General features: G+C 68.0%; 9 protein-coding genes. 8 read left to right on the forward strand and 1 reads right to left on the reverse strand.

Going from position 1 to position 12,245, the window contains the following annotated elements:
- Positions 1 to 9 precede the first annotated feature (9 nt).
- Entirely contained in the window at positions 10 to 1,833 is a 1,824-nt protein-coding gene (aspS, locus tag OG405_RS06200) for an aspartate--tRNA ligase (protein ID WP_327150663.1), read from the forward strand.
- Positions 1,834 to 1,841: 8 nt separating this feature from the next.
- Here the strand turns inward: aspS and OG405_RS06205 are convergent, their stop codons facing one another.
- Positions 1,842 to 2,864: a hypothetical protein gene (locus OG405_RS06205; RefSeq protein ID WP_327150664.1), complete on the reverse strand. Its 1,023-nt coding sequence runs from the start codon at positions 2,862 to 2,864 to the stop codon at positions 1,842 to 1,844.
- 191 nt (positions 2,865 to 3,055) lie between these two features.
- On the opposite strand from OG405_RS06205, the gene OG405_RS06210 reads away from it, so the two are divergent.
- The 7 genes from OG405_RS06210 to OG405_RS06240 all read left to right on the forward strand — a co-directional run bounded on the left by OG405_RS06210 (position 3,056) and on the right by OG405_RS06240 (position 12,238).
- Positions 3,056 to 4,222: a phosphotransferase family protein gene (locus OG405_RS06210; RefSeq protein WP_327150665.1), complete on the forward strand. Its 1,167-nt coding sequence runs from the start codon at positions 3,056 to 3,058 to the stop codon at positions 4,220 to 4,222.
- Positions 4,223 to 4,703: 481 nt separating this feature from the next.
- Entirely contained in the window at positions 4,704 to 6,080 is a 1,377-nt protein-coding gene (locus OG405_RS06215; protein WP_327150666.1) for a replication-associated recombination protein A, read from the forward strand.
- Between the two features lie 36 nt (positions 6,081 to 6,116).
- Positions 6,117 to 8,795, forward strand: a complete 2,679-nt coding sequence (gene alaS / locus OG405_RS06220; RefSeq protein WP_327150667.1) for an alanine--tRNA ligase — start codon at positions 6,117 to 6,119, stop codon at positions 8,793 to 8,795.
- Positions 8,795 to 9,394, forward strand: coding sequence for a Holliday junction resolvase RuvX (gene ruvX, locus OG405_RS06225; protein ID WP_327150668.1), 600 nt, complete (start codon positions 8,795 to 8,797; stop codon positions 9,392 to 9,394). The genes alaS and ruvX overlap by 1 nt, the downstream gene beginning before the upstream one ends.
- Positions 9,391 to 10,875 (forward strand): endolytic transglycosylase MltG, encoded by a 1,485-nt coding sequence (locus OG405_RS06230; protein ID WP_327150669.1) that lies wholly within the window; start codon positions 9,391 to 9,393, stop codon positions 10,873 to 10,875. The genes ruvX and OG405_RS06230 overlap by 4 nt, the downstream gene beginning before the upstream one ends.
- On the forward strand, positions 10,862 to 11,692 hold the full coding sequence (locus tag OG405_RS06235; protein WP_442790728.1) for a shikimate dehydrogenase: 831 nt from the start codon (positions 10,862 to 10,864) through the stop codon (positions 11,690 to 11,692). The genes OG405_RS06230 and OG405_RS06235 overlap by 14 nt, the downstream gene beginning before the upstream one ends.
- A 75-nt stretch (positions 11,693 to 11,767) precedes the next feature.
- Positions 11,768 to 12,238, forward strand: coding sequence for a B-4DMT family transporter (locus OG405_RS06240; RefSeq protein WP_327150671.1), 471 nt, complete (start codon positions 11,768 to 11,770; stop codon positions 12,236 to 12,238).
- The last annotated feature ends 7 nt before the right edge of the window (positions 12,239 to 12,245 follow it).

The following is a 12,245-nucleotide window of genomic DNA, read 5'->3' on the forward strand; positions in this document are numbered from 1 at the left end:
AGGAATACCGTGCTGCGCACCCACTTGGCCGGTTCATTGCGAAGTGAACAGGCCGGTCAGACCGTTACCCTCTCCGGTTGGGTGGCCCGGCGGCGTGACCACGGTGGCGTGATCTTCATCGATCTGCGTGACGCTTCCGGCGTGGCGCAGGCGGTGTTCCGCGAAGGTCCGGCGGCCGAGCAGTCGCACCGGCTGCGCGCGGAATACTGTGTGCGGATCGTCGGCGTGGTCGAACAGCGGCCCGAGGGCAACGAGAACCCGGAGTTGCCGACCGGCGCGATCGAAGTCGACGTCAAGGAACTCGAGGTGCTCAACGAGAGCGCTCCGTTGCCCTTCCAGCTCGACGAACAGCCCGGTGAGGAAGCCAGGCTCCGGTACCGCTACCTGGACCTGCGTCGCGAGGCTCCCGCCCATGCCATCCGGCTGCGGTCCAAGGTCAACGCCGCGGCCCGCACCGTGCTCGCGCGGCACGAGTTCATCGAGGTCGAAACCCCGACCCTGACCCGCTCGACGCCGGAGGGTGCCCGCGACTTCCTGGTGCCGGCGCGGTTGCAGCCCGGTAGCTTCTACGCACTGCCGCAGAGCCCGCAGCTGTTCAAACAGCTGCTCATGGTGGGCGGTATCGAACGGTACTTCCAGATCGCGCGCTGCTACCGCGACGAGGACTTCCGCGCCGACCGGCAGCCCGAGTTCACCCAGCTCGACCTGGAGATGAGCTTCGTACGCCAGGAGGATGTCATCCTGCTGGCCGAGGACATCCTGCTGGCGCTGTGGGAGCTCATCGGCTACCGGATCCCCACGCCTATCCCGCATATGACCTATGCCGAGGCGATGCGGCGGTTCGGCAGCGATAAACCCGATCTCCGCTTCGGGGTGGAGATCACCGAATGCACCGAATACTTCGCGAACACGCCGTTCCGGGTCTTCCAGGCCCCGTATGTGGGCGCGGTTGTCATGCCGGGCGGCGCGAGCCAGCCGCGGCGCCAGCTCGACGCCTGGCAGGACTGGGCCAAACAACGCGGTGCCAAGGGCTTGGCGTACGTGCTGGTCGGCGAGGACGGCACGCTCACCGGCCCGGTGGCCAAGAACCTCACCGAGGACGAACGCGCGGGCCTGGCCGCGCACGTCGGCGCAGTGCCGGGTGATTGCGTGTTCTTTGCTGCGGGCCCGGTCAAGGCTCAGCGCGCGCTCCTGGGTGCGGCACGTTCGGAGATCGCGCACCGGGTCGGGCTGATCGACGAGAACGCGTGGTCGTTCGTGTGGATCGTGGACGCCCCGTTGTTCGAACCGGCTGCCGACGCGACCGCCAGCGGCGATGTGGCGCTGGGGCATTCGGCGTGGACGGCGGTGCATCACGCGTTCACCTCGCCGAAACCGGAATCGCTGGACACCTTCGACACCGATCCCGGCGAGGCGCTCGCCTACGCCTACGACATCGTTTGCAACGGTAACGAGATCGGCGGCGGCAGTATCCGTATCCATCGTAAGGATGTGCAGGAACGCGTATTCAAGGTGATGGGAATCAGCGAGGACGAGGCGCAGGAGAAATTCGGCTTCCTGCTCGACGCGTTCGCCTTCGGCGCCCCGCCACACGGCGGTATCGCCTTCGGCTGGGACCGGATCGTGGCACTGCTGGCCGGGCTGGACTCCATTCGCGAGGTGATCGCGTTCCCGAAGACCGGTGGCGGTGTCGACCCGCTCACCGACGCCCCGGCGCCGATCACCGCGCAGCAGCGCAAAGAAGCCGGTCTGGACGCCGTACCCCAGCCGAAAGGGAAGCCGCCCGAGGGTAACGGCGTGGCGCAGACGCCGGCCGAGGCGGCCGGCGCCTGACCCCCCGGCTACACGGGCGAGACCGGGCCTCCGGTGAGCGTGCGATACGCGTAGGTCACCGCGATCACCGCCACCGGGCCCGCGGCCAGCAGGCCGAAGCCGCACGCCAGCAGGCCCAGGGCTGTCACCGCGATAACGGTCAGCACCAGCAGCAGCACCCGCCACGGATCGCGCAACACCAGCAGAAAGCTGGACTTGATCGCCTCCACCGGGCTCTGCCCCTGTTCGATCGCGAAGTGCAGCGAGAACATACAACCGATCCCCACCGCGATCCCGGGGATCAGGCACAGCGCCGAGGCGAGAGTGGTGGCGAGAAAGGCCAGCAGCGCGGTCAGGAACGCGTTCGCCATACTGCCCAGGTAGAAATACGAGCCGAAACCCGGACGGTAGCCGTCGGTCTCGTAGAGGGCGCCGCGAACCATAGCGGCCTGCAGCAGCCACAATCCGGCCATGACCGCGGCGAAGAGCACGAGCAGACCCAGCGCCGAACTCGGCTCCACGACGCGGACGATCAGATAGAACACCAGGTAGATGATTACGCCGAGCGAGGTGACCGCGACCCACGGGCCCGGATTGAGTTTGAACTTCTCCAGGCCGTAACTGAGAGCATGCCCGACGTCGAGCCGGCCGGGAATCCCCGTCCCGTACGCCTGGTACCCGTAGACCTGTGTGTTCGGGTCCGGGCCGGTGCCGGGCGGGCCGTACACCGGCTGCGCGGGGGGCGCATCCGTTTCCGTGCTTCCGTGCGGCGTGGTGCCCCGGGCGCCGGGCGACGCCGCGCCGGTCCCAGCGGAATCAGGCGGTGGGGTATAGCGTGGCGCGCCCGAGCTCTCCTCCACGGTGGGCCGCTGCGCGGCTCCGGGTTCGCCGGCCGGTGGCGGGGCACCCGGAAGGGGAGTGTTGCTACTCACCACGGCGCTGCCGGACTCGGCCGTCGAGATGGGGTGAGTCACGCCCTTTGTCGGGGGGTGTTCACCTGCCGTGGCCGGATCACCGGGAGAGGCCGGGGCGGAACGCGGTGTGTCGGTCACGCTGGCATACCTTTCGACGCAGCTGGTTTCCGGTGTGGCGCACAGCAGTTCAGATCGAGAAAACCCGACCCGCACACCGCTGTCAAGCAGGCCGGTCACGCGGCGGAGAACCCAGCGGACACGCCGAACGACACGGAAAGGTTGTTCAACCGCTCGCTAGAAGTGACCGAATGCGAGTAACTTGAGATGCGATGACTGCACTATTGGCAGAACGAGCCACCGAAGTCGTATCCGCAGCACAACAGTTGCTCACAAAGCGAATGGGTGCTCCGGTGAAGCTGAGCGATCCCACCGAACTGAGCGGCAGCGGGCGGACGACCGTCCTACGTGTCCGGGTCGCCGAGAACGCGTTCTCACTACCCCGCACCCTGATCATCAAGCAGGTGCGCGGGTCTGTATCCGACCCGAAGAACGTCACCGTCACCCCGGGCGTCGCCAGCGTCGATTCGGCGTTCCTACGGGAAGCGGTCTCCTACCAGTTCACGACTGCGCTGAGCCGTGGTGAACGCCCCGGCGCCTACCTGATCGCACACAGCCTGCCCGACCGGTTGCTGATCCTCAGCGATCTGGGTGAGAACACCAAACTCACCGATGTTCTGCGCACCGGCGTCGAACCCGCCACCCGCAACGCCATGATGGCGTTCGCGCAGGCACTCGGCCGGATGCACGCAGCGACTGTGGGACGCGAGCCCGATTTCGTGGCGCTGCTGCGCCGCGTCGACGTCGTGCACCGGGTCGACGGGATCGCCCAGCAGGCCGAAGCCGCCGTCGCGGAAATGCCGGCCCTGCTGCGCCGCGAACTCGGTATCGACGTCCCCGACGAGGTGAGTGAACAGGTCGCGCACGGCGCGCGACTGTTCACCGGTGGCCGGTTCCGCGCCTTCAGCCCCTCGGACCTGTGCCCGGACAATGTGATCCTCAACGAAGAGGGCGCCCGCATCCTCGACTACGAATGGGGCGGATTCCGGGACGCAACCCTCGATATCGCCTATGCACTGGTCTCCTTCCCCGGATGCCTCTGCGATATCGAACTCTCTCGCGAGCGCGCCCTGCAGATGGTGGAAGCCTGGCGTGCCGAAGTGGTCGGTGTCTGGCCAGCTCTCGCCGACGACACGCTGCTCGCGGACAAGATCCTCGAAGCACGGCTGATCTGGGTATGGCTCAGCACCTACTGGTTCCTGCCGGCCGACCACGCCCGAATCGCCTCGGCCCGCGAACACGGACTGTCGGTCCCACGCTCGGACGCATTGCTCAACCGGTGGGCAGGCCTGGCGGAGGACGCGCGATGCCTCGGTAACGATGCCGTCGGCGATTTCGCCGAGGCGGTCTGCGCCGTCCTCGACGAGCACTTCAGCTGAGCTGTGTTTATTTGCCCCGCCTTCGGCGGGGCGGGTCGGGGCCCTATTAACCCCGGTTCTTCACTCCTACGCTCAGTCGCTGCGCTCCTTCGCTTCGTCGCTCCAGAACCGGGGCGGGCCCCGACTGTGTGGATGGTTCTCGCCTTCGGCGTCGCTTCGGGGGCCTCGTGAGCCCGGGTGTTCGCTCCGGCGCTCGGTCGCTGTGCTCGGTCGCTCTGATGCGCTCCAGAACCGGGGCGGGCCCCGACTGTGTTGATGGCGCCGACCGTTCGGAGGGGAGGGGAGGTGCGTGCGCTGGTTGTCCTGGGGGCTCATCGGCGGCGCTGCGTCCGGGTCTACGGGTAGGGCGGGGACTGTCGTCGTGTGCTGTGAGGAGTTCGTGGAGGCCGCGGTATGAGCGAGGGAGTCCGCACTGCACGGGGCCGGATGCCCGGTGTGCGCACCGGACAGGGTGTCGGCGGTGGACGGTACGGTCGCTGTCATGAGTGACGGTCTGTTCGATATGCCCGGTGCGGCGGCGGGCGCACCGGATATCGCCTTCGCGGGCGAGGCCGCACGGGACGGTGGGGCGTACGCGCCGCTCGCGGTGCGGATGCGGCCCGCCTCGCTCGACGAGGTCGTCGGGCAGCAGCATCTGCTCGGGCCCGGGTCGCCGCTGCGGCGGCTGGTCGAAGGGTCGGGTGCCGCCTCGGTACTGCTCTACGGTCCGCCCGGAACCGGAAAGACGACCCTCGCCTCGCTGATCTCCCATGCCACCGGCCGCCGGTTCGAGGCGCTCTCCGCGCTGTCGGCGGGGGTCAAGGAGGTACGTGCGGTCATCGATATCTCGCGGCGGCGGTTGACGGCAGGTGAACAGACTGTGCTGTTCATCGACGAGGTGCACCGCTTCTCCAAAACGCAACAGGATGCGCTGCTGGCCGCGGTCGAGAACCGCATCGTGCTCCTGGTCGGCGCGACCACGGAGAACCCGTCGTTCTCCGTGGTTTCGCCGCTGCTGTCCCGGTCGCTGGTACTGCAACTGCATTCGCTCGAGCCGGACGATATCCGTGCCGTGCTCACCCGAGCTGTTGCCGATCCCCGTGGTCTGGACGGGCAATACGCGGTCACCGAGGAAGCCCTCGACCACATCGTCCGGATCGCCGGCGGTGATGCGCGACGCGCGCTCACCGCGCTCGAGGCCTCGGCGGAATCCTCGTTGGACGGGACGGTGGGCCTGGACCTGGTGGCCGCGAGTATCGACAAGGCGGCGGTTCGCTACGACCGCGCCGGTGACCAGCATTACGACGTGATCAGCGCCTTCATCAAATCCATCCGCGGGTCCGACGTCGACGCGGCCCTGCACTATCTGGCGCGGATGCTGACAGCGGGCGAGGATCCACGTTTCATCGCTCGCCGCCTGTTGATCCACGCCAGCGAGGACATCGGGATGGCCGATCCGACCGCGCTGCAGACCGCCGCGGCGGCGGCTCAGGTGGTGCAGCTGGTCGGGTTGCCGGAGGGCAGGCTGGCGCTGGCGCAGGCCACCATCCATCTGGCGACCGCGCCGAAATCGGGTGCGGTGGTCGCGGCCATCGGTGCGGCCATGGCCGATGTGGCCGCCGGGAAAGCGGGGACGGTACCCGCACATCTGCGGGACGGTCACTATTCGGGCGCGGAGCGGCTCGGCAATGCTCAGGGTTATCGCTACCCGCACGACGCCCCGGACGGTGTACTCGCCCAGCAGTACCCACCGGACGAACTCGTGGGGGTGGACTACTATCACCCCACCGACCACGGTCACGAACGGGCGGTCGGGCCCAGGGTCGGCACGCTGCGCAGGATCGTGCGCGGTCTGCGTCCCGGAAACACGGCTCGGTGATAATTCGGGTGCACGGCACCGGTAGGCTGGATATTCGTGCAGACCCACGAGATCAGACGGCGGTTCCTGGACCATTTCGTAAGTGCCGGGCATACAGAGGTGTCCAGCGCATCGCTGATTCTCGACGACCCGAACCTGCTGTTCGTGAACGCGGGCATGGTGCAGTTCAAGCCGTATTTCCTCGGTCAGCAGACCCCGCCGTTCCCGCGCGCGACCAGCGTGCAGAAATGCGTGCGTACCGGTGATATCGAGGAAGTCGGCGTCACCACGCGACACAATACGTTCTTCCAGATGGCGGGTAATTTCTCGTTCGGCGACTACTTCAAGGAAGGCGCCATCCGCTTCGCCTGGGAGCTGATCACCAACCCGCAAGAGGACGGCGGATACGGGTTCGATCCGGAGCGGATCTGGGTCACCGCCTACCAGGACGATCCCGAGGCCGCCGAGATCTGGCGCCGAGTGGCCGGTATCCCCGACGAGCGGATCCAGTTCCGCGACGGTAAGGACAACTACTGGGATATGGGCGTACCCGGCCCCGGCGGGCCCTGTTCGGAGATCTATTACGACCGCGGACCGGAATACGGTCGCGACGGCGGGCCCGTTGCCGACGAGGACCGCTACCTGGAGATCTGGAACCTGGTCTTCATGCAGGACATCCGCGGCGAGGACAGCCCGAAGCTGGGTTTCCCCCCGATCGGAGTGCTACCCAAGAAGAACATCGATACCGGTATGGGCGTCGAGCGCATCGCATTGCTGCTCCAGGGCGTCGACAACGTCTACGAAACCGATCTGCTGCGTCCCATCATCGACAAGGCCGAGGAACTGACCGGCCGCTCCTACGGTGTGGAACACGCCGACGATGTGCGGTTCCGGGTCATCGCCGATCACGCGCGCACCTCGGCCATGCTGATCGCCGACGGCGTCAACCCCGGTAACGACGGCCGCGGCTATGTGTTGCGCCGGTTGCTGCGCCGGATCGTGCGCTCGGCCCGGCTGCTCGGCGCCGAACAGCCGGTGATGAGCGAATTCATGCGGGTCGTGCGCGATCTGATGGCACCGTCGTATCCGGAACTGGCCACCGACTACTCGCGTATCGAAACCGTCGCCGTCGGCGAGGAGACGGCATTCCGCAAGACGCTCAGCACGGGTTCGAAGCTGTTCGACGAAACCGCCGAGCAGGTCAAGGCGACGGCTCCGCGCGGTGGTACCGGCACCATCTCCGGTGCCGATGCCTTCACCCTGCACGACACCTACGGGTTCCCGATCGATCTCACCCTGGAGATGGCCGCGGAGGCCGGATTGTCGGTGGACGAGGACGGGTTCCGCACGCTGATGGCCGAACAACGCCGGCGAGCCAAGGAAGACGCGCACGCGCGCAAGCACGCGCACGCCGACCTCTCGGTGTACAAGGACCTGGTCGACCGCGGCGATACCGAGTTCACCGGCTTCGACGAACTGACCTCCGAGGCGCATGTGCTGGCCCTGATCTCCGACGGGGTTCGGGTGCCCACCGCGCAGGCCGGCACCGATATCGAGGTGATCCTGGATCGCAGCCCGCTCTACGCCGAATCCGGCGGGCAGATCGCCGACCGCGGCACCATCACCGCGGCGGGCACAAAGCTCGTCGTCAACGATGTGCAGAAGATCGCGAAGAAACTGTGGGTGCACCGTTGTACCGTCGAGCAGGGCCAGATCACCGAGGGTGATGTGGTGCTGGCTCAGGTCGACCCGGGTTGGCGGCGCGGTGCCACCCAGGGGCATTCCGGTACCCATATGGTGCACGCGGCGCTGCGCCAGGTGCTGGGCCCGAACGCGGTCCAGGCGGGTTCGTTGAACAAGCCGGGCTACCTGCGATTCGATTTCAGTTGGCAGGGTCAGCTCACCGAACAGCAGCGGGCCGATATCGAAGCGGTGTCCAACGACGGTGTGGGCGCGGACTTCCCGGTGAACACCTTCGTCACCGATCTGCCCAAGGCCAAGGAGATGGGCGCTCTGGCGCTGTTCGGGGAGAACTACGGTGACCGGGTTCGTGTGGTCGAGATGGGTGGGCCGTTCTCGATGGAACTCTGCGGTGGCACCCATGTGGGCCACTCGTCGCAGATCGGCCCCATCACCTTGCTCGGGGAGTCGTCGGTGGGTTCGGGCGTGCGGCGTGTGGAGGCCTTCGTCGGCCTGGACTCCTACCGGCATCTGGCCAAGGAGCGGGCGCTGCTCGCGGGTGTCGCGTCCATGTTGAAGGTTCCCTCCGACGAGGTGCCGGGCCGGGTCGAGCAGTTGGTGGACCGGCTCCGGGTCGCCGAGAAAGAACTCGAGCGGACCAAGATCGCCGCAGTGCTGTCCTCGGCCGGCACGTTCGCCGACGCTGCCGAACGGATCGGCGAGGTGCTGCTCGTGGCAGCCGCCGCGCCCGCGGGAGTCTCGGCCGGCGATCTGCGCACCCTGGCCACCGATATCCGCGGGCGGCTGGGCACCACCCCCGCAATCGTGGTGTTGCTCGGAAATAACGAGGGCAAGGTGCCCTTCGTGGTGACCGTGAACAAGCCCGCCCAGGCGCTGGGATTCGCCGCAGGCGATCTCGTGGGCGTCTTCGGGCCGCGGATCGCGGGCCGCGGCGGCGGCAAGCCGGAAATGGCGCAGGGCGCGGGCTCGGATCCCACGGGGATCGAGGCGGGTCTGGCGGCAGTGCGCGATCACATCGGCACACACGCCGGCTGATGGCGGTGGGCTCGCAGGACGACCCTCCCGTCGACCGGCCCGATCCTGTCTCCGATCCGGGGCGGGGCCGGCGGCTGGGAATCGACGTGGGCAGCGTCCGGATCGGGGTCGCGGCGAGTGATCCCGACGGGATACTGGCGACGCCAGTGGAGACCGTACCGCGCGATACCGGCGCCCGCCGGGCCGGGCGTCGCCCGGCCGGTAGCGTACGCGACACCCGCTCCGGCCCCGGTCCGGGAGCCGATATCGCGCGAATCGTGGCGATCGCACACGAGTACGAGGTGGTGGAGGTCATCGTCGGTCTGCCCCGCACCCTGCGCGGCGAGAAGGGGACTTCGGCGCGGATGGCGACGGAGTTCGCCGGAAGGTTGCGCGACTCGCTGCCCGAAGTGCCGATCCGGCTTTCCGACGAACGTTTGACTACGGTGTCTGCTGCACGCGCTCTGCGGGACAGCGGTGTTCGAGCGCGCGGACAGCGGCAGGTGATCGATCAGGCGGCTGCTGTATCGATCCTGCAGAGCTGGTTGGACGAACGGAGTTCTGTGATGAGGTCGGCCGAGGACGCGGCACGGACCGCGTTGTCCGGAGACGATGAATGACGGATCGATGGGCGCAAGCGGAGGCGCGATTCCGGCAGCGTGAGGCCGAACGGCGGTACCGCCGCGACGACAGGGCCTGGGAACGGTCCCGCCGGGCATCCGCCATGCCGGTCGCCGACGAGCCGGACCGGTACGACGAACCCGAGGAGGGCTGGGACCCTCTCGAAGATGACGACACCGCCGTCATCCCCCGCTATGTCGACGACGACGAAGGCGAGTACGACGACGATTTCGACGACGAGCCCGAACCCGAGCCGCGGCCCCGGTCGCGTCGCCGCGCGGGAGCTCGGACCGCACCCGCTCGCGGTGGCCGCGCAGCGGCCCGGAAAGCCGCCCGCGAACAGGAGGGTGGTCGTCGCCGGCTGATCTGGGTGGCGGCGGCGGTGCTGCTGGTGCTGGTCGTCGGCGCGGGAGTGTACAAGCTGGTCAACCGCTACACCCCGGCCGAGGATTTCGCCGGACCGGCGGGCGCGCCCGTGGTGGTTCAGGTGCGATCGGGCGATACCGCCAGCGAGGTCGCCTCGACGATGGCGGAGGCGGGAATCGTCGCCAGTTCCGCTGCCTTCTACGAAGCCGCCGTGCAGAACGAAGGGATGAACGCGCTGCAGCCCGGCTACTACGCGATCCCGGTACACAGCCCGGCCGCGGACGCGGTCGCGGCACTGGTGACGCCCAGCTCGCGGGTCGGCAATGTGGTCGTGTCCGAGGGCCGGCAACTGCACGATCAGCACGATGTGAACACCGGCGCGCGTAAGGAGGGCATCTACACCAAGATCGCCGCGGCGAGCTGTGTGGGCGCCGAACCCGAACGCCGCTGCGTCACCTACGAACAACTCGAACAGGCCGGCGCGACCACCGATCTGGCCTCGCTCGGCGTCCCGGAGTGGGCCGTGGAATCGGTTCGCACGGTTCCGGATCGCGCACGCCAGCTCGAGGGGTTGATCGCGGCCGGCAGCTGGGATTTCGACCCGAGCGGATCCGCGCTGGACATCCTGCGTCAGCTGGTCACCGAGAGCGCCGACAATTACGAGGCCACCGGGCTGCTGGAATCGGGCCGGGTGAACGGGCTCAGCCCGTACGAAACGCTGATCGGCGCCTCCCTCGTGGAACGTGAAGCGCTGCCCCAGGATATGAGCAAGGTCGCCCGGGTGATCGTGAACCGGCTGGAAATCGATCAGCCGTTGCAGTTCGACTCGACGGTCAACTACGCACTCGACAAGACCGAGGTCGCGACCACCGACGCCGACCGCAACCAGACCACGGCGTGGAACACCTACGCCATGCCCGGGCTGCCCGCGACCCCGATCTCCTCGCCGTCGATCGCGGCCCTGGAGGCGATGGAGGAACCCGAACCCGGTATCTGGCTGTACTTCGTGACGGTAGACAAAGAGGGGACGACGCTGTTCACGGAGAGCTATACCGAACACTTGCAGAACATCGAATTGGCGATGGAGAGCGGGATTCTGGATAGTGGACGCTGACCCCGCGGGCCCGCGCCGCGCCGCTGTGCTCGGCAGCCCCATCACCCATTCGAAGTCTCCACAGCTGCATCTGGCCGCCTATCGTGCGCTGGGGCTGGACTGGACCTACGAGCGGATCGAGTGCACCGCCGCGCAATTGCCCGGACTGGTGGCCGGGCTCGGCCCGGAGTGGGCCGGATTGTCGGTGACCATGCCGGGCAAGGAAGCCGCGCTCGCGTATGCGCAGATCCGCACCGAGCGTGCTGTACTCGTCGGTTCGGCCAATACCCTGGTCCGCACCGCGAGCGGCTGGCGCGCGGACTGTACGGATGTGGACGGGGTGCTGGGCGCGTTACGCGGCGGCGGCGTACGGGAACTGTCCGAGGCGGTGGTGCTCGGTGCCGGAGGCACCGCACGACCCGCGCTCCTGGCCTTGACCGAACTCGGTGCGCAGACGGTCACCATCGTCGCCCGCGACGCCGGCCGGGCGGCCGGGGCCCGGGAACTCGCCGAGCAGCTCGGCCTGTCGGCCCGGGTGATCGGATTTGCCGCCCCGGAGCTGGCCGCAGTCTGTAGCAGCGCGGGGGCCGTGGTCAGCACCGTTCCGTATCCGGCGGCCGCGACGGTAGCCGGTGCGGTGGCCGCCGCGCCCGTGGTGCTCGATGCGCTGTACAGCCCGTGGCCCACCCCACTGGCCGAAGCAGTGGTTGCCGCCGGGCACACCGTGATCGGTGGTCTGCAGATGTTGCTCGAACAGGCATACGGACAGGTCGAACAGTTCACCGGCCGGCCCGCGCCCCGGGAGGCGATGGCCGCCGCGCTCGGCGACCTCGGGTGAACGACCGACCACCGTAGCCCGGCGAAAATCTGTAACGGGTTCTAGTTCGCTGCGCGGAGCGTTATGGTGATCGGCATGACTGCGTGGTTGTTGCGGGCACTGGCGCTCGGTGGACTGGCCGTCGTGCTGCGGGTACTCCTGGGATTCGCGATGGGATACATCCCGACCTACGGGGTGTGGTTGCGGCTGTTGTGCCTGGTAGTACTGATCGGCGTCGCGGTGGCGTGGGGCCTGCGCGACGGCCGGGCCGACCGCCACCGGCATCCGAACCCTGAGCACGGAACAGATCTGACGATCCGGTGGCTGCAGACTGCGGTGGTCGCCGGTGTGGGCTGTGGGCTGGTGTCCTGGCTGCTGGATTTCCTGCCGACGATCGACCTCGGTGACGGCGGGCTGCTCTTCGAGGCCACGGCCGCGTCGGCGTTCATCGTCCTGTTGGTGTTCATCCCCGGGCTCATCGGCGTGGCCGTGGGGCGGAAGCTCGGGAGTCGCGACAACGAGCGTTCGGCGGGGCCGGTCTCGCCCGCACTCGGTGCACCCGCCTGACGGCTGT

It is taken from the genome of Nocardia sp. NBC_01329, from assembly GCF_035956715.1.
Classification (GTDB): Bacteria; Actinomycetota; Actinomycetes; order Mycobacteriales; family Mycobacteriaceae; genus Nocardia.

Coding starts and splice junctions, on each gene's coding strand:
- OG405_RS06210 (WP_327150665.1), top strand. CDS start 3,056: ATGACTGCACTATTGGCAGAACGAGCCACCGAAGTCGTATCCGCAGCA.
- OG405_RS06215 (WP_327150666.1), top strand. CDS start 4,704: ATGAGTGACGGTCTGTTCGATATGCCCGGTGCGGCGGCGGGCGCACCG.
- ruvX (WP_327150668.1), top strand. CDS start 8,795: ATGGCGGTGGGCTCGCAGGACGACCCTCCCGTCGACCGGCCCGATCCT.
- OG405_RS06230 (WP_327150669.1), top strand. CDS start 9,391: ATGACGGATCGATGGGCGCAAGCGGAGGCGCGATTCCGGCAGCGTGAG.
- OG405_RS06240 (WP_327150671.1), top strand. CDS start 11,768: ATGACTGCGTGGTTGTTGCGGGCACTGGCGCTCGGTGGACTGGCCGTC.